The sequence below is a fragment of the Psychrobacillus insolitus genome (assembly GCF_003254155.1).
Lineage (GTDB): Bacteria > Bacillota > Bacilli > Bacillales_A > Planococcaceae > Psychrobacillus > Psychrobacillus insolitus.
On sequence record NZ_QKZI01000002.1, the window covers coordinates 179,182 to 196,513 of the forward strand.

Below are 17,332 nucleotides of genomic sequence, written 5' to 3' on the forward strand. Positions count from 1 at the left end.
ATAGGTGTTCAGCTTATTTTTAAGAAGGACGTGTTAATGTGATTGGACGTAATGACCCATGTTTATGTGGTAGTGGTAAGAAATATAAAAAGTGTTGTGAGTCGAAAGAGGCCATTTCTATAGAAGAAGTACAATCGGAAGAGTTAGAAAGAATTTTGCAGTCATTTTATGATGAATATCCGGAAAAAAAAGATTTTAATGATTTTGCGGATATTGTGAAAGTATGGAGTGAATCTTTAAAAAAATACTTGGAACATGAGATGATTGAAGCAATAGCATTGGATGAATTCTTTTTTCATCATAAGCAAGAAATTTGGACATCTTATTTAGAAAAACAGCAGAAGAAAATCGTACGCCCATCGACGTTAAAAGTAATAGAACAGTGGAGTGAACCACTTGTATATGTCGGTGAAGTAGTAGAGGTAGACGATGCTTATATGACAGTAAATCATATTTTGACAGGTGAAATAATTCGGTTAAGACGTGAGAGTGATAAGCCTGTTCCTGTTGGTGTTCATGTCTATTGCTTTATTTTGCCAGACGGTTTTTCTGAAAATCACTATCTAGCTATTTCTAATTTAGTTTTCTTCCCAACAGACCATCAAGATGTGTTTAAGAAGTTTATCAAACTGTTTAAATCTCAAGAAGAACTCACAGCTCAAGAGTTTTTAAAAGAAAATGCCATTAAGTTTTGGGATTTACTTGGTGAAGATGGATATGGCGGAGAAGAATTTACAAATTTTGAAGCTGGTGTACTAGTAGAGGTCAGAGAGTTCTTAGAGAAAAATAATCGAGATTATGACAAACTATTAGAAATAGTAGAAGATTATTTAGTGGATCAGCAACCGAATGCTCGTAAAGAAGTAGCGATTGCTGCAGGTGCTATTCGATTTGGTCAGGAAAATGAACTCTTCGAAGCCCTTAACTTAAATGTGAAAGAAATTGGAGAAGCATTCAATGTTTCGCCATCTTCTTTAAACAAGTATTACAATGAGTTGAATGAGTACTATATAGGATGGAATTCTAAAGTATTGATTTAATAACATAAAACACGAAGCAAAGAAGAGATTTCTTCTTTGCTTCGTGTTTTTTATCATATATTATGTTTAACTTAAGAATGAAAAATGTTTAAGAATATAAGGAAATGGCAATAAATAATATAAGAGAGGGGTGCTAATTGAAGATGAAAAAACACTCGATTTTTGGAAGTGCATTACTGTCTACCGCTTTATTGTTAGGTGCTTGTGGTGATAAAGAAGAAGTGACAGACGCGGTAGATTCAAGTCAGGCGCAAAAAGAATTTGGATTCCAAGCTTTTGATTTAGATATTGATACCGCAGAACATAATGATGCGATAGATGCTTCGTTTGATATTGATGTATCAGAAACAGAGGCAGTATATGAAAATAAATTGGAATCTAAGAAGTTGACAGGAAATGAAGCTTACGCAGAGCTGGAACCCATTTTTAAAGATCTTGCTTTAACAAAAGATATGAGCAAAGAAGATGTAATCGCAAAAGTATCGAAAGCATTTGGGGCAGAAAATTATACGGAATTTGAGTTAGAAGTAGAATTTTCTGATGGGGATAACCAAGAGTTTTTGGATAAAAAATAAGTGGATTAAATAAAACAAGAACCCTTCACAGAAGTTGTATAATTCTGTAAAGGGTTTTTCAATGTTTTGAAAAATAAGGAATTATTTCATAGGTACGTACATAACCCATGCATAATGAGAGATGGATGAATTGTTCACCTTTTCCAACAATTCTTATGCAATTTTTTAGTGTAAAGGATTTTTCATACAAAGGGATATGTGAGACAATGAACGGAGTAATTGGTAAAGTTGGAGGTTATAAATATGGACTTTGTAGCAATTGATTTTGAAACAGCAAATAGTTTAAGAACAAGCGTCTGTTCTATAGGAATAGTTCAAGTAAAAAATGGGAAAATCAAAGAAGAAATACATACATTAATCAACCCACTAAGTGAATTTAATTTCTACAATACGAAAATACATGGGATTACAGAAGATATGGTTCACAGTGCGCCAACGTTTGAAGAATTTTGGCCTACTTTTAAAGGATTTGTGGACAATCAAACACTAATTGCTCATAATGCGAGCTTTGATATTAGCGTCCTGCGAGAATCACTAAACCATTTTCATGAGCCTTATCCTGATTTTAACTATGGATGTTCTTATCAAATAGCAAAAAAAGTATGGCCGAACTTGTACAACCATAAACTTTCTACTGTAGCGAACTATTTAAGCATTAGCCTTAGACATCATGATGCACTAGAAGATTCTCGGGCAGCAGCTCTAATAACACTAGAAGCAATGAAAAAAACAAATACGAATTCAGTACAGGAAATTGCAAGCATGTATAAATTAAAGATAGGTACCCCGTATCCTGTCACCAAAAAAATAACTCGTGTAAGAAAAACGAAAGAAGACATAATGGTGGAATCATTAGTAGCAGAGAATACTACCCTAGATAAAAAGCACCCATTTTACGGAGCTACTATCGTTTTTACTGGAAGAATGGTTTCTATGACTAGATCTCTTGCTGCTCAGCATGCAGTGAATTGTGGAGCTTCGTGCAAAGGTGTTGTGGATATGCAAACGAATTTCTTAGTCGTAGGGGATCATGATTTACAAAAATATGTATTAGGTATTAAAAGTTCTAAAATGCAAAAAGTGGAGCAGATGATTGGTCAAGGTTATCCTATTGAAATCGTAGGAGAAAGTGATTTTATTAAACTAGTTAGATTTGCATAAACTGATTGCCGAGTCTTGAAATTTTGACTTGGCCGTGATGGAAGCTTTAAAGTTAAAGAAATATTTAATACCGCTAAAGCAAATGTATTATTTGATGGAGTTGGTAAAATATTAATTTTGATTGTTTTCATAGCATTAAATAAAATGCTCATGTGCTTTAAATGAAAAAAGACGAAAATTCATATAAAACGTATCTAATTAGAGATATAATAGTATGAATAATAGATTAAGAATGGAAGTGGATAGAGTGTCACAAGTGGAATTTAAAAAAGCATTAGGAAATTATCCAACAGGAGTGACGGTTATTACTGCTTTTGATGAACAAAATAATCCAATGGGTTTAACGGTAAACTCATTCGCATCCGTATCTATAGATCCTTTACTTATTTTATGGTCAATTGATAAAAAGTCAGGTTCATATGATGCATTTTTGAAAGTAAATAAATTTGCAGTAAACATTTTAGCGGATGATCAAGCAGACTTATGTGGTTTGTTTGCATCTAAAGTAGAAGATCGTTTCAGCCAATGTACATGGGAAAAAACAGAACGAGAATTACCTGTATTCCCTGGTGCACTTTCACAGCTTGAATGTGAAGTAGACAAGACAATTGATGCAGGCGATCATATAATTTTTATTGGGAAAGTTATTCACATTTTGAATGAAGATAAAAATCCATTGCTTTATCACAGAAGAAAATTCGGTGCGATACCAGAGACGTTTTATAAATAAGTAAAAAAAAAGAGCTTCCTAATCATTATAGTGACTAGGAAGCTTTTTCTTATTATTCACTAATAAACCCAGCTTCTTGTAGGAACTCTTTAGCCACAACTTCGACCATCATTCCTTCATTGTCCACTTTTGCGTTCATCTTCTGCATCGTTTTCTCATCAATTTTGCCAGCTAATTCTAGAAGAACTTCGCCAATTTCAGGGTACTCTTCCAATATTTCAGTTCGAACAAGAGGAAGAGCGTGATAAGGAGGGAAGTAGCTTAAGTCATCTTCCAACACACGTAAATTATACATTTGCAATTGTCCATCTGTTGTATAAGAGTTTATAACGTCAACCTCTTTAGCGTTGATAGAGCGATACATAATACCATGGTCCATTCCTTTTACACTTTTAAATTCAATATCGTATGCTTCTTGGAATCCTGGTAATCCGTCAGGACGATCGATGAATTCAAATACTGCGCCAAGTATGAAATCATTTGAAACTTTCGCGAAATCACTAAATGTTTTTAATCCTAACGATTCAGCTTCATCTTCATCTAGAGCTAATGTATACGTATTATTAAACCCAAAAGATTCTAAAGCGGTAATGCCATCATTAGCAACCAGTCGTTTGGTTTTTTCTAACGTTTCATCTGCATTTCCGGCAGTTTCTTGATAATAATTGATGACAATTGTTCCGGTATAATCAGGTATAACATCAATGTTTCCATTAATCATGGCTTCCCAAACAACATTGGAACCACCGAGATTTTCTTTATATGTCACATTAATACCTGTTTTTTCTTCGATTAATTGCCCCATGACATTAGATAAAATAATACTTTCGGTGTTATTTCTAGATCCAACGACTAATGCATCTTCCGTTTTGAAAATACATCCAGTCAGTGATGATACAACAAGAAGTAAAAGTAAGCATTTGATAATTATTCTTTTTGTCATATGATCACCTTATTTTAACCCTTCTGGGGTTGTCCAACGTTCAAGATAAGTAAAGAATATCTCTAAAATAATTGCCAACAATGCAGCGGGGATAGCGCCAAGTAAGATTAATCCATCAATACCACGAGTAATTCCCAAGAAGATGAAATCTCCAAGGCCACCAGCACCAATAAATGCTGCAAGTGTAGCGGTTCCGACGTTAATAACAGCGGCAGTACGTACACCGGCCATTATCATTGGAATCGCAAGTGGAAGTTCAACTTTTAACAATACTTGGAGACTTGTCATACCCATCCCTTTTGCGGCTTCTACAGTTGCTTTATTTACATCTTTAATACCTGTATATGTGTTTCGAATAATTGGAAGAAGTGAATATAAGAATAGAGCAGCAATTGCTGTGTTTACACCTATACCGAAAATAGGAATCATAAAACCTAGTAGTGCTAAACTCGGGATGGTTTGCATAATACCAGCACCACCCAAAACAATGGTTGTAAGTTTTGGAACACGTGTTATTAAAATACCCAATCCAATTCCTAATACAATTGCGATTAACATGGAAAAGAATACTAATTGGATATGAACGGAAGTTGCTGCTATTACTTCTGACCAACGCATTTCTGCTTGTTGCATAAATTGTTCCCATATATTTAAATTATTCATTTATACCCTCCAATTCTGTCCATTGACTGGACAAAGCAGTGAGTAATGTACCACGAGTCACTATTCCTACTACTTTTTTTGCTTCATTTAAAACAGGTATAACCCCGTATTTTACATTTGGCATCATCATAATTGCATCTTTAGCAGTTGCTGCATCAGTTAGTGTGTGCTCAGGAATTCTCATAATTTCCTCTATTAACTGAATCGAGTTTACTTTTTTTATTAGTTCATAGGCAGAAATGAGTCCGATAAATCTTTCATCATTTTCATCTACTATAATTAAGGACGTCACTTTTTGTTGGCGCATCATTAATAACGCTTTTTCGGGAGTAAGATCAAGCAGAGCGGTAACTACTTTTGTTGTCATGACACTGACAACAGGCATAAGTTCAGGATTTTGGATAATTCTGTCCTTGCCGATAAATTCCTCCACAAAAGTTGACGCGGGTTCTTGTAATATCTTCTCAGGGGTATCTATTTGAATTAAATTTCCGTCTTTCATAATTGCAATGCGATCACCAAGTTTTAATGCTTCATCCATATCATGTGTCACAAAAACAATTGTTTTCTTTAGTTTTCTTTGTAAAGAAATTAATTGGTCTTGTAGTTGATCACGCGTTATTGGGTCTAAGGCACCAAAGGGCTCATCCATGAGAAGGACACGAGGGTCAGATGCTAGAGCTCTTGCCACACCGACACGTTGTTGTTGTCCACCTGAAAGTTCTTTAGGGTAACGTTTTCCAAAAATTTCTGGATCAAGGTCAACCATTATGAGTAACTCTTTAACCCGAGCTTGAATTTTTTCTTTGTCCCAACCTTTTAGTTCTGGAACTATTGCGATGTTTTTTTCTATCGTGTAATGGGGGAAAAGTCCGATTTGTTGAATAACGTATCCAATATTACGGCGTAGTTCTGAAGGATTTAATTTCGTAATATCTTTTCCATCGATAGATATAGTTCCGTTTGTGTGTGGAATCATTCGATTAATCATCTTCATAGTTGTTGATTTTCCAGAACCACTAGGTCCGATAAGAACTAAAAATTCACCCTCTGGAATTTTGAAATTAACGGAATCAACCGCTTTAAAGCCGTCTGTGTATACTTTGCTTACATGTTCGAATTTGATCATAAGTACCTCCTTAGTTGATAGATGTTACAGTTGAAATTAATCCAGTTTTTTGGCCATAAAAAAAGGACTTCCCACAATTCCATTATAGGAAAAGTAAGTAGTCTCTATGCCATTGCTAAGACATACAGCTAATGTTTCGAAAGTGTGATTTTATCAAAATGGTATCTACCTATGACGAGAAATGTTAATAGCAATTGATGCTGATTGGATCAGTTAGAAAGGATTCACGTAGATGTGAATAAGAAAGAGAGTAGGAGAAAATCGTCTGGTCTTTTGAAAAAGAAACAATTATTTTATTGATTCTACTAACTTAGAATACCACTTTTTTGGTAGAGTAGCAACAAGCATTCTATTTCTATAGGAAAAATAGGATATTAAAGCAGGTAATCAGGCCCTAATATTAACCTTAAAATTAGGGCCAAATTATTTAAAATTCTAGTGACATTTTTCCGTCCTTAAGAACTAGTGTTGCGTTAAAGGTTTGTCCATTTTCAGCTGTGAATCCCTTAATTAAATTTGTTTTTCCTTTTGTACATAAGAGCTTAATCTGGCTCGGAGTAATCTTTTTCTTTAAAAAGAATCCATTGAATGTTTGTTTACAACCATTTTTGTATTCTGTACAACCATAGAAGTTTTTTTGCGCTATGATAGATCCCTTTTTACAAGTCGGACACGAGACAATTGGTTCTCTTTTATATCTAGATGCGCTTACTTTAGGTGGTAGCTGGATGTTTATATTCTTCGCTTGCAGTTGGACTGGAACTTCTTGTAATAAACTACGAATAAATTTTTCTATGCTACCAAGAAATCTTTCCTGGGAACCTTCTCCATTGCCGATTTTTCGAAGATATGTCTCCCATTTTGCAGTCATGGAAGGGCTGGCAAGTAGATTACCTTCAATAGCTTGACATAAAACACGTCCTTTATCCGTAATAGAAACGATATTTTTAGTTACATCTATATAGCCATGCCGCTTTATGGTTTCGATAATTCCACTTCGAGTAGCTTCCGTGCCTAAACCTTCTACTTCTTTTAAAATTTCTGTTTCATTTTTATTATCCACAAGTTTTCCACATGTCTTCATCATCGCGATTAATTGGCCTTCAGTGTATGGTTTTGGAGGAACTGTTTTTCCTTCTTTTATACCAATATCACTTTCTACGAGTTCTTTCTCACGGAGAAGAGGGAGTGGTTGTTCTTCTTTATCCAATTCTTTATTGGAACGGACGAATAATGCTTTCCATCCTTTATCTAGTTCTGTTTTTCCTGTTGTAAAAAATAGAAGTTCATTTACATCTGTTGTTACCTTGGTTTCTGTGTATATGTAGTCCGTATGAAACATCGCAAGAGTCGTGCGAATAACTTCTTCGTAAAGATTACGTTCAATACCAGATAGACCATTTAGCACAGTTTGAGAAGGTATTTTCTTTGTCGGTATGATGGCATAATGTTCTTGCACTTTTGAACTGTCCACATAGCGTTTTTTAGGAGCAAGTGATGTAACGGGAAAAGAATGCCCAATTAGTTGTTGATAATCATTTATTTTTCCAGCAAGGTAGGAAAACTCACTAGGCGTAATATGTCTTGAGTCCGTCCTTGGGTAAGTAACTAGCTTCTTTTCATACAAAACTTGCATTGTTTTTAAAACATTTGCAGGACTTACTTTCCATAATCTATTTGCAGTTGCCTGTAATGTGGATAACGAGTGTAGTTGTGGAGGGGGAGTTCGCTTATCCACTTTATCCACAGACGTAATGATCCCAGGAGAATTTGGTTGAATGGCATGTTTTGCAAGCAACTCTTGAATCATTTCTCGTTTCGACTCTTTTGCTTTTGCTTTTCCTTTATACGTCCCATTTTCTGCAGTAAAAGTTGATTCGATTTCGAAAAAAGGTTCCGATACAAAGTTTTCAATTTCCATTTGTCTTTGATAAATCAAATATATAGTGGGAGATTGAACACGGCCAATGGGAAATACTTCTTTTATGCCTTGTGCCTGAAGAAGGAGTGTGTAAAGACGGGATCCGTATAGCGATAGGTAAGTCTTTGAAGTAATCTCCAACTTTTCCCCCGCTCCACACCGTGCGTGCGATTTTCACCGCACACGGCGTTCCCTCAATTTAGTTTTATCTTTGTTTCCCTAATCTGGTAACATTTTTGGTTACTCACATGTCCATTTCCTCGTTGTCTTACACGAACCTATGAAAAATGATTAGGTTTCTGATAATTTAAACTAAATTGACTTGTGGCTATTGCTCAGTTCTCATTACAAGAACATCACCGCTCTTGCCACTACTCTCACTAGAACTAAACAAGGTTATTCGCTATTTACGCATTCCCTTGTAACGCTTCATCGAGTGTGTCCTCTCCACGTTTCTAGCTTTCCACGTTGCCCTATTTCTATCTACATTACATTAGGTTAGGTGCTGACTATATCCCATCATTTTATCCAACGCCTTTAACGTTGCATGGTCTTTCATAGCATGAATTCTTACTCAACCACAAAATGATGAACCTAGATTTCTCAAGGCCAGTCGTAGGGATGTACATTCGCCAGTTCGTCAGTGTATTACCACATTCTCACCATACTAAGTTTTTAACGACTTCCGGACTATCATATACGGACAATACCTCTATTGCCTTTTCGGTTATTCAATTGAACACTTCGGTATACTTCGCCCGACTTCACCGAGCTTCACACTACTTTTGATTACACATTCTACTCATAGCATGTCGGAGTATTAAAGATAGCGTTTCAAGGCGTTACCCTATCATTCCACTATTCAAAATAGGACTTTATTCCATTAACAGCTTTTCACAGCACGTTTGGAATAAGATAGCTTTTCACTATCTAACGTGTCGCACTCATTCCAACTAACCAATCACTTATTTGTCGTGCTTTTGCTTCTTCGTATAAGAGAAGGTCTTTGCGATTATCTTGTAAATTAGCAAATCCTTTTCTTACTTCCTCTATTTCAAGTGAATTAATCCATAGTCGTTTAATAGTTTGGTTTCTAGCTCCAGTTTGATAGTAAATACTGTAGAAGATATTCGAACCTTCTCTGTCTACATCGCATGCGTTAATAACGGTATCTGTTGCTTTCATCAGGTTTTTGACGATGGTGAACTGTTTGTACTTTCCTTTAGCAACTTGAAAATCATATCTATTAGGCAAGATTGGCAAACTACTTAATGACCACTTGTCCCATTTTGGATCATATGCTTTTGGTTCTTTGAGTTCTACTAGATGTCCGATCCCCCAAGTAATATAGGCACCTTCTGGGAAGATAGGTGAAGGTAATATTTCTAAGTAACCATCTTGTCGTTTAACGGAGAAAGCATCTGCATAAGCTTTTGCTTGGCTTGGTTTTTCTGCTAGTATTACTGGTTTCAATGCAATTCCCCCAATTTTAAAAATAAAACATTCGTTCTTATAATTGTGCCTCATTTTTAATGAAAATACAAATTTCATTCTATCAAAATACGATTAAATCCAAAGGAAATAAGATGTGGGAAGTATGTAGACGGGGAAATACAATGCAGATAATCATAGGGCTGTTTTTGTTCACAATGAAGAACCCCTTTATCAAAAGAGATAAAGGGGTTTTATTATTTGCAATTCGTTATTGATGAGCAATTAAAACTAATTTACCTTGATCGAGCTCTTTTTCAGCAGCATCAGCTTCTGCTTCAGTTAATCCAGCTGCTTGCATCTTACTACGTAATTCGTCTCCTCTTGAAACGAACATATTTTTCATACTATCAAGGAATCCTTGTTCTTTCATCCCAACATTTTTAGTATCTAATGCATCGTTAATATCATCAGATCTTTCTTTAAAATGAGCGAAGATATGAATGTTATCTCTTGAATATCCCTGAGTCTCAAGTTTCTCAATTTCTTGTTTAGCTTGTACGGCATTTTCTACAGTTAATTTGACTGTCATTAAAATCCCTCCAGTTTTTTGATACATCTTTACTTTACCCCTAGTTTTTTAGGTTTAAACACAAGGATGGAGTGAGTTTAGCAAAAAGGGATATTTCTTCAATGCATTTATGATTAAATTCAAATCTTTTTAACTAAGTTAATAGAGAAGGAATTGTTCAAAGAAAGTAGAATTAGAAGTTAATGAACTTGTATAAATCGAAGGTGACTATTTTATACATATAAGGGGCTGAAATAATGTTAGTAGCAGGACAAAAAGACATGCAACAGTTAGATCAATATACAATGGAAAGAATTGGACTTCCAGGTGTTGTCTTAATGGAAAATGCCGGGGCTAAAGTGGTGGAGGAGATCATGAACTCCCTTCCTTTGGAACAGGCAAAAATAGTCGTGCTCGCAGGAGGAGGAAATAATGGCGGTGATGGATTTGTTATTGCTCGTCTTTTAGCGGATAAAGGGATTAAAACTCTGCTCTGTGTTCTTGTTGATGTGGAACATGTAAAAGGAGACGCAAAAGTACATTTAGATGTATACAAAAACCGTCATTTACCACTATTTGAACTGAGCAAAAATACGTTAGAAAATCTAAAAAAAGAATTAAATATAGCAGATATTATTGTAGATGCTATGTTAGGTACTGGAGTAATTGGTGCAGTTCGAGAACCGTTTAGTGAAGTGATTTCGATCGTGAACGACTATGGAAAAGAAAAGCTAGTTATGTCTGTAGATATTCCATCTGGAGTTTCTAGTGACACTGGAAAAGTGGAAGGAGTCGCAATTATTGCGACAAAAACGGTTAGTTTTGTTTTACCGAAGAAAGGCTTCTTCTTAGCAGAAGGACCTCGTCATATAGGTGAATGGAAAGTTGTGGATATTTCCGTTCCTTTATTAGCAATTCAAGAACTGGGACTAACCCTTCCAATTCTTATAACGAAAACTCTAGTTAAATCTTCATTACCAGTACGTCCTCCTCATGGACACAAGGGAACTTTCGGTCATGTGCTTATTGTCGGTGGATCGCGTCCATATGTTGGAGCACCTGTTTATGCAGCAAAATCTGCATTTTTCAGTGGAGCTGGATTGGTGACGTTGGCGATTCCAGAAAATATTTATCCAATGGTAGCAACTCAAAATCCTGAATCATTGCTTTTACCATTAGCTGAACAGGATGGACATTTTGCAGAACATGCATTAGAAGAATTATTATCTCGACTTTCTACATTCACAAGTATTGCAATCGGACCGGGAATGGGAAGATTCGATGGGGGTGAGCGGTTAATAAAGAACTTATTTACTTCACTAGCCAAACAATCCATTGTGCTGGATGCGGATGCGCTATTCTTCATAAGAAACCAACTAGATATGATTAAACATTACAATGGAGACGTGATTTTAACTCCACATCCAGGGGAAATGGCGACTTTATTGAATACTACTGTGTATGAAATTGAAGCAAATAGATTGGATGTTGCAAAAGACTTTGCAGTTAATAATCAAGTGTACTTGATGCTGAAAGGACATCGTTCCATTATAGCTACGCCAACGGGAGAAGTGTATATCAATCCATTTGGAAATGATGCACTTGGAAAAGGGGGAAGTGGTGATGTATTGACTGGACTCATTACTTCATTCCTTGCACAAGGAGCAACGCCCATTCATGCCCTTATTTCTGCTAGCTATGTTCATGCCGAAGCTGGAGAAGAACAAGCGAAAATTTTTTCTCAGTATGGTGTGACACCATTAGATACTATAGATGGAATTCGTAAAGAATTGATCAAACTTAGTTAAAAAACATGTAGCCTACTTTACGATCTATTTATATAGAATAAATCCCTTTTTGAGACCAAAAAGCAGGTGAATGAGAACATTTCCTAAGGGAACGCAACCAAAATTGGAAATCTAACAAAAAAAATCTCCAAGTCGTTTATGACTTAGAGATTCTTTTTGTGAATTATTCAAAATCTAATTTATAGTCTTCTGCTTTAATCATTAGATTCGATTTTGCCGGCAGCTTTTCTTTTCTTTTGAAGGAGTTTAAACAAATAATACAGTAAAACTGCACCAAGAATAATCACCCATACGACGTATTCATTTAAATCTGCTTTAATAATTCCAGCAGGTATTAGTGCGAGAGCAAAGAAAAAAAGGAAGTTTCCGATTGCAGTTGCAATGGTAAATGGCATAATTCGTATAGTACTTAAACCTGCTAAAATATTGACTAAACTTGTTGGTACAAAAGGGAAAATACGTGCTTGAAATACATAAGCAAATCCATTTGCATCAACTTTTTCAATTAATTTAGGATTAAATTTTTCAATAATCATACCTTGAAAAATATAACGTACCCCGTAAAATACTAGGATGGAAGCAAGTACACTTGTAAACCAACTCCATAAGAAACCATTGATAAAACCAAATAAGTTAAGATTAATCGTAATTACCAGTATGAGAGGGAAAACAGTAAAAGAATTTTGAATTACCATGACCAAGAACATAAAGAAAAATGCATATGCCATGTTACTCGTTAGAAAACTACGTATCTTGTCGACATCTCGATCAATTAGAAGCGTAATTAAATCTTTGTTAAAAATAAAAAAGATCAACAAAAGTAGAAGTCCAATCCACATTAGCCATTTTTTTGTTGTGAATTTATTTAATATCTTTTTCATTTTGTCACCTATTCTTTCGTTAATCATAGTTATCTAATCCTACCATGCTTTTGAAGCAGTAAAAAATTTGGGTCCTTGCTATTCTAAAATTGAAAGTGGCGGGAAATATAGTAGAAAAGAAGAATATATGCATGAAAAAGGATAATTTAACCCAAACTTTAAAGGAAAGGAGTGTATTCATTGGCTTTCCTTAAAGACGCTATTCAGAAATATGCTTTACCTTATAAAACAAACGAAGATTTAACACCTATTTTAGATGCTATTGGTGATGCAAAAATTGTTCTTTTAGGTGAAGCAAGTCACGGCACTTCCGAATTTTACACGGTTCGAGCAGAATTGTCCAAACGTATGATTGAAGAGAAAGGTTTCACACTCATCGCTGTAGAAGGGGATTGGCCATCTACCCAGCGTATAAACAGATTTATTAAAGGATATACCGAGGAACAAACTAACGTTAAAAATGTTCTAAAAGTTTTTAAAAGGTGGCCTACTTGGATGTGGGCAAATGAAGAAATTGCTGAATTTGTTACATGGTTAAAAAAGCACAACGAAAAAAAAGAGGCAAATGATAAAGTCGGGTTTTATGGAATTGATGTATATAGTCTTTGGGAGTCTTTAGATGAAGTGATTACATATTTGAGTAAAACAGATCCAAATGGAACTGAATTGGCATTTGCTCAAAAGGCACTTTCTTGTTTTGAACCTTTTAACCGACATCCTGAAACTTACGCACTTTCTTCGATTAATATTTCGGAAGCTTGTGTAGATGAAGTTTCCAAGCTATTGACTTCCATTCGAGCAAACGAAGATAACTATAAAGATCCAGGAGAAGCCGATCTAAATTTAAAGATAAATGCAATGGTTGCCCAAAATGCCGAGGAATATTACCGCGCAATGGTTCGCAGTGATGAGTTGTCATGGAATGTCCGTGACGAGCATATGGTCGAGGCAATTAATGAGATAATGGACTACCATGGAAAAGAAGCGAAAATAATCATCTGGGAACATAATACGCATATTGGAGACGCTTCTGCTACAGATATGGAAGAAGCGGGCATGGTGAATGTTGGGAAAATTATTAGACAGCAAAACGATAGGGAAGATGTATATGCGGTCGGATTTGGTACTCATAGTGGTACTGTTATTGCTTCAGATGAATGGGGTATTCCATATAAACAAATAAACGTGCCACCTGCGAGGAAAGATTCTTGGGAAGCCGCATTGCATAACGCAGGTGCATTTAATAAATTATTACTTTTTAATGAAGAAAACAGGTCATTATTTAGTCAATGGATTGGTCATAGGGCAATTGGAGTAGTTTACAATCCTAATTATGAAACGTATGGAAATTATGTACCTTCTAAAATAGGAAACCGTTATGATGCTTTTATCTATATAGATCAAACAAATGCCCTTTCCCCTTTGACAACCGATGAATAAAAAATCAAGGCTGCTCAAGAATATAAGAGCCGCCTTGGTTTTTTATTATGGAGCGGAGGGATTGTAATTAATACTTTTTTTCATTAACCAAGATATAAGTAAGAGTATAGCACCAATACCGAGTGAAACTGTCCATGGAAATTCAAAGGATGGACCAAAGTCTTTAATGAAATAACTAGCAACTATTATAACTAAGAACTCAACAGCTCCGTATAAACCAGCTTTTATCATCTGCATTTTTTCGTTAGTATTTTCGTCGAATGCAGAGCGATTTATCAAAGTAAAGATCACTTTAACTCCTAGAGCGACCAGTAATAGAATTAATGCAACGAGAATAATCGTTGGTAAAATATATTCGGTTGTATCGACTTCTTGAGTTAGCCCAATCAATAAGATCGCAATACTTCGCATCACTAAAAACCAACCAATTAAATTTATCGTAATTTGGCCAAAAAATTTGACTAAATCTCGTTTTTCTTCCGGAGGTAATTGGCTAATGATTTCATCAGCATATCCTTTTGGATCATTACCAAAAATATCTCTTGCAGTTTTTCCATCATGCTGTCCTTCTATTAAATGCTCCAACATTTCCATTAATACCTCTTCTGATTGCTGCTCGGATAAACTTAGCCTAGTACGAATATAAATCATTAGATTTGAGTAGTACTTTTCATTTTCTTCCGTCAGAAATTCTCTTTTTTGATTGTTTTGCTCGATTAATTCACTTGCTCTCATTTGAATCTTCTCCTTTCAATAGTAACGCATTGATCGGTACCGACAATTGATTCCATTCTTCTGAAATGATATTGAGTGCATCTTTTCCTGCTTCAGTTAACGAGTAGTACTTTCGGTTGGGACCTGATTCGGAAGGTATCATTTTTCCAGTGATCAGTTTATTTTTTTGTAATCGTAATAGAACAGGGTAGATGGTTCCTTCACTTACATCTGCTAAACCAACTTCTTGCAATTTACGAGAAAGCTCGTATCCGTAGACAGTTTCTTTTTCAATTACCGCTAGTACGCAGCCATCTAGTATTCCTTTTAGTAGCTGACTTCTGATGGTCATATAAATATTCTCCTTCCACCACTACTTTGTAAAACAAGATAGTAATTCAAAAATTAGCTACCTTGTTTTACAAAGTAGCTAATTGGATTATAAAATTAAATTATTTAGATGTCAAATGAAAATCTAAAAATAATGAATCATATTTTTCACAACCATAGGGCTAGGAAAAAGAAGCATTTTATAAAAGATTAACAAAAGAGATGGTATTAACTAAAAATTCGGTGCTAAACTATTAGAATCTATAAATAATGGAGGCATTAAATGAAAATTTGGAGGAAATTATTAACAAGTGTTATAGCAATTTCTTTAATAAGTGGATCGGTTCTTCTACCAGTCTCAGAAGAATCAACAGTTGAAGCTTCTACAAACTATGCGAACTTAAAAAGTGGAATTACAAATGCAATGCTCGATAGTAGGATGAAAAAGGCAACTTCAAGTGTAACTGTGCGAAAAGCATCTTCAGGAGAAATTGTGTATCAGCACTATGCAGATAGGGCTGTTACACCTGCATCTACATTAAAACTTCTTACGGGGGCATCTGCACTAGAAACGCTCGGAGATAATTATCGTTTTTCCACTTCTGTATTATCTGATGGAGCAGTGAAAAGTGGAACCCTTAGTGGAAATATCTATTTACGTGGCCAAGGGGATCCTACTTTATTGAAAAAGAATCTAGACAGTTTTGCAGATAGCCTAGTAAAAAAGGGCATCAAAAGAGTTACTGGAAATCTGGTAGGGGATGATACTTGGTTCGATATGGACCGCTTGTCTCATGGGATTTTAGCAGAAGATGAACCTTATTACTATGCAGCACAGATTTCAGGATTGACGATTTCACCAAATGATGATTATGATGCAGGATCAGTTATGGTACAAGCAACTCCATCGAAAAATGGCAAGGTTGCAAAAGTGATATTAACACCAGAAACAAGTGTTGTTCAAGTAGTAAATAGTTCAAAAACTGTTCCTAAAGGGTACAAGAATACACTAAAAATTACACGGGAATTGGGGACAAATAAAATAATTATTACTGGAAATTCACCAATTGGTACATCTGGGAAAAAAGAGTGGATTTCCGTATCTAATCCAACTGCATATACATTAGATGTATTTAAAAAGTCGCTTGCCGCTAAAGGAATTACGTTTTCAAAATCATCCAAAGTAGTTCGGGGGAAGACACCAATAAATGCGCGTGTATTAGTAACTAGAAACTCCATGACATTAAAAGAATTAATGGTTCCTTTCATGAAGTTAAGTAATAATACAATTGCAGAAACTTTAGCGAAAGAAATGGGGAGAGTGGAGTACGGAGAAGGAAGTTGGAATGCTGGATTAAAAGTGATAGGTGAATATGGTTCATCGATTGGGCTTGATATGAAAAAATGGAAATTCGAAGATGCATCCGGTCTTTCAGACGCCAATAAAGTGTCTTCTAGCGAACTGTCAAAATTATTATATCTCGTAAGGTCTGAGCCTTGGTATGTATCTTATGTAAGAAGTTTACCAGTTTCCGGAGGGTATGACAGATTAGTCGGGGGAACTTTGCGGAATAGGTTGAAAACAGGTACAGCAAAAGGCAATATCATAGCTAAAACAGGTAGCTTAAATGATATTAAATCATTAACAGGTTATGCTACTACAAGGGACGGAGAACTCCTAATTTTCTCTGTGTTAACAGAAAATGCACGTTCGAGTACAATTCCAGTAATCGATCGCATTTCGACCGCTATTACGAATTCTACAAATAAATAAAAACGACAAGAATTTCAGCGGTTATCAATGCAGTATGTATGATTTTTTTCGATCGCTTTGGACAGTATGCAAGTTTTACACTGTAACTTAATAGAGAAGGAGGAGCTTAAGAAAATGACTGCGTCACTTTCTTAAGCTCCTCCTTTTTTATCGTTTATTCTATTACAATACATTTTGTCCAAAGTGGATTTGATAAAGAGAACAAAATGAACATACGACAT

15 protein-coding genes and 1 pseudogene are annotated in these 17,332 nt (G+C 35.3%); 7 read left to right on the top strand and 9 right to left on the bottom strand.

Annotated features, from left to right (window positions below; all coding sequences use genetic code 11):
* Window positions 1-38 precede the first annotated feature (38 nt).
* The 4 genes from C7437_RS08135 to C7437_RS08150 all read left to right on the top strand — a co-directional run bounded on the left by C7437_RS08135 (window position 39) and on the right by C7437_RS08150 (window position 3,506).
* Complete coding sequence (locus C7437_RS08135; protein ID WP_111439181.1) at window positions 39-1,040, top strand: YecA family protein; 1,002 nt, start codon at window positions 39-41, stop codon at window positions 1,038-1,040.
* A gap of 143 nt (window positions 1,041-1,183) precedes the next feature.
* The gene (locus tag C7437_RS08140) at window positions 1,184-1,615 is read left to right on the top strand and encodes a YusW family protein (protein WP_111439182.1); all 432 of its coding nucleotides are present in this window, start codon (window positions 1,184-1,186) and stop codon (window positions 1,613-1,615) included.
* A 243-nt stretch (window positions 1,616-1,858) separates the two neighbouring features.
* Window positions 1,859-2,776 carry an exonuclease domain-containing protein gene (locus C7437_RS08145; RefSeq protein ID WP_111439183.1) on the top strand — a complete coding sequence of 306 codons (918 nt, stop codon included), beginning with the start codon at window positions 1,859-1,861 and terminating at the stop codon, window positions 2,774-2,776.
* A 214-nt stretch (window positions 2,777-2,990) separates the two neighbouring features.
* Window positions 2,991-3,506, top strand: a complete 516-nt coding sequence (locus tag C7437_RS08150) for a flavin reductase family protein (protein ID WP_245909247.1) — start codon at window positions 2,991-2,993, stop codon at window positions 3,504-3,506.
* Window positions 3,507-3,558: 52 nt separating this feature from the next.
* Here the strand turns inward: C7437_RS08150 and C7437_RS08155 are convergent, their stop codons facing one another.
* The 6 genes and pseudogenes from C7437_RS08155 to C7437_RS08185 all read right to left on the bottom strand — a co-directional run bounded on the left by C7437_RS08155 (window position 3,559) and on the right by C7437_RS08185 (window position 10,185).
* Window positions 3,559-4,449 carry a glycine betaine ABC transporter substrate-binding protein gene (locus C7437_RS08155; protein WP_111439184.1) on the bottom strand — a complete coding sequence of 297 codons (891 nt, stop codon included), beginning with the start codon at window positions 4,447-4,449 and terminating at the stop codon, window positions 3,559-3,561.
* 9 nt (window positions 4,450-4,458) lie between these two features.
* A complete protein-coding gene (locus C7437_RS08160) occupies window positions 4,459-5,112 on the bottom strand; it encodes an ABC transporter permease (RefSeq protein WP_111439185.1) in 654 nt (217 codons plus the stop codon).
* Window positions 5,105-6,241, bottom strand: coding sequence for a betaine/proline/choline family ABC transporter ATP-binding protein (locus C7437_RS08165; protein WP_111439186.1), 1,137 nt, complete (start codon window positions 6,239-6,241; stop codon window positions 5,105-5,107). The genes C7437_RS08160 and C7437_RS08165 overlap by 8 nt, the downstream gene beginning before the upstream one ends.
* 427 nt (window positions 6,242-6,668) lie before the next feature.
* Complete coding sequence (locus tag C7437_RS08170; RefSeq protein WP_111439187.1) at window positions 6,669-8,303, bottom strand: type IA DNA topoisomerase; 1,635 nt, start codon at window positions 8,301-8,303, stop codon at window positions 6,669-6,671.
* 792 nt (window positions 8,304-9,095) lie between these two features.
* A pseudogene (locus C7437_RS08180) lies at window positions 9,096-9,635 on the bottom strand (toprim domain-containing protein); the annotation flags it as partial.
* A 229-nt stretch (window positions 9,636-9,864) separates the two neighbouring features.
* The gene (locus tag C7437_RS08185; RefSeq protein ID WP_111439407.1) at window positions 9,865-10,185 is read right to left on the bottom strand and encodes a YflT domain-containing protein; all 321 of its coding nucleotides are present in this window, start codon (window positions 10,183-10,185) and stop codon (window positions 9,865-9,867) included.
* 236 nt (window positions 10,186-10,421) lie between these two features.
* Here C7437_RS08185 and C7437_RS08190 point away from each other — a divergent pair, with 236 nt between their 5' ends.
* A complete protein-coding gene (locus C7437_RS08190) occupies window positions 10,422-11,972 on the top strand; it encodes an NAD(P)H-hydrate dehydratase (protein ID WP_111439189.1) in 1,551 nt (516 codons plus the stop codon).
* Between the two features lie 194 nt (window positions 11,973-12,166).
* Here the strand turns inward: C7437_RS08190 and C7437_RS08195 are convergent, their stop codons facing one another.
* Entirely contained in the window at window positions 12,167-12,880 is a 714-nt protein-coding gene (locus C7437_RS08195; RefSeq protein ID WP_245909248.1) for a TVP38/TMEM64 family protein, read from the bottom strand.
* A 153-nt stretch (window positions 12,881-13,033) separates the two neighbouring features.
* Between C7437_RS08195 and C7437_RS08200 the strand changes: the two genes are divergently transcribed.
* On the top strand, window positions 13,034-14,293 hold the full coding sequence (locus C7437_RS08200; RefSeq protein ID WP_111439190.1) for an erythromycin esterase family protein: 1,260 nt from the start codon (window positions 13,034-13,036) through the stop codon (window positions 14,291-14,293).
* Between the two features lie 45 nt (window positions 14,294-14,338).
* On the opposite strand, the gene C7437_RS08205 is transcribed toward C7437_RS08200, so the two are convergent.
* Together C7437_RS08205 and C7437_RS08210 are read right to left on the bottom strand one after the other, a co-directional pair.
* Window positions 14,339-15,028, bottom strand: a complete 690-nt coding sequence (locus tag C7437_RS08205) for a DUF1129 family protein (protein ID WP_111439191.1) — start codon at window positions 15,026-15,028, stop codon at window positions 14,339-14,341.
* Complete coding sequence (locus C7437_RS08210) at window positions 15,015-15,359, bottom strand: PadR family transcriptional regulator (protein WP_111439192.1); 345 nt, start codon at window positions 15,357-15,359, stop codon at window positions 15,015-15,017. Before C7437_RS08210 ends, C7437_RS08205 begins: the two co-directional genes overlap by 14 nt.
* Before the next feature lie 261 nt (window positions 15,360-15,620).
* Between C7437_RS08210 and dacB the strand changes: the two genes are divergently transcribed.
* Entirely contained in the window at window positions 15,621-17,111 is a 1,491-nt protein-coding gene (gene dacB, locus C7437_RS08215) for a D-alanyl-D-alanine carboxypeptidase/D-alanyl-D-alanine endopeptidase (RefSeq protein WP_111439193.1), read from the top strand.
* The last annotated feature ends 221 nt before the right edge of the window (window positions 17,112-17,332 follow it).

What these genes read in the sequence shown, in the direction of transcription:
- C7437_RS08155 (WP_111439184.1), bottom strand. Translation starts at nt 4,449, where the DNA reads ATGACAAAAAGAATAATTATCAAATGCTTACTTTTACTTCTTGTTGTA.
- C7437_RS08190 (WP_111439189.1), top strand. Translation starts at nt 10,422, where the DNA reads ATGTTAGTAGCAGGACAAAAAGACATGCAACAGTTAGATCAATATACA.
- dacB (WP_111439193.1), top strand. Translation starts at nt 15,621, where the DNA reads ATGAAAATTTGGAGGAAATTATTAACAAGTGTTATAGCAATTTCTTTA.
- C7437_RS08165 (WP_111439186.1), bottom strand. Translation starts at nt 6,241, where the DNA reads ATGATCAAATTCGAACATGTAAGCAAAGTATACACAGACGGCTTTAAA.
- C7437_RS08150 (WP_245909247.1), top strand. Translation starts at nt 2,991, where the DNA reads ATGAATAATAGATTAAGAATGGAAGTGGATAGAGTGTCACAAGTGGAA.
- C7437_RS08195 (WP_245909248.1), bottom strand. Translation starts at nt 12,880, where the DNA reads ATGATTAACGAAAGAATAGGTGACAAAATGAAAAAGATATTAAATAAA.
- C7437_RS08160 (WP_111439185.1), bottom strand. Translation starts at nt 5,112, where the DNA reads ATGAATAATTTAAATATATGGGAACAATTTATGCAACAAGCAGAAATG.
- C7437_RS08140 (WP_111439182.1), top strand. Translation starts at nt 1,184, where the DNA reads ATGAAAAAACACTCGATTTTTGGAAGTGCATTACTGTCTACCGCTTTA.
- C7437_RS08185 (WP_111439407.1), bottom strand. Translation starts at nt 10,185, where the DNA reads ATGACAGTCAAATTAACTGTAGAAAATGCCGTACAAGCTAAACAAGAA.
- C7437_RS08145 (WP_111439183.1), top strand. Translation starts at nt 1,859, where the DNA reads ATGGACTTTGTAGCAATTGATTTTGAAACAGCAAATAGTTTAAGAACA.
- C7437_RS08210 (WP_111439192.1), bottom strand. Translation starts at nt 15,359, where the DNA reads ATGACCATCAGAAGTCAGCTACTAAAAGGAATACTAGATGGCTGCGTA.
- C7437_RS08205 (WP_111439191.1), bottom strand. Translation starts at nt 15,028, where the DNA reads ATGAGAGCAAGTGAATTAATCGAGCAAAACAATCAAAAAAGAGAATTT.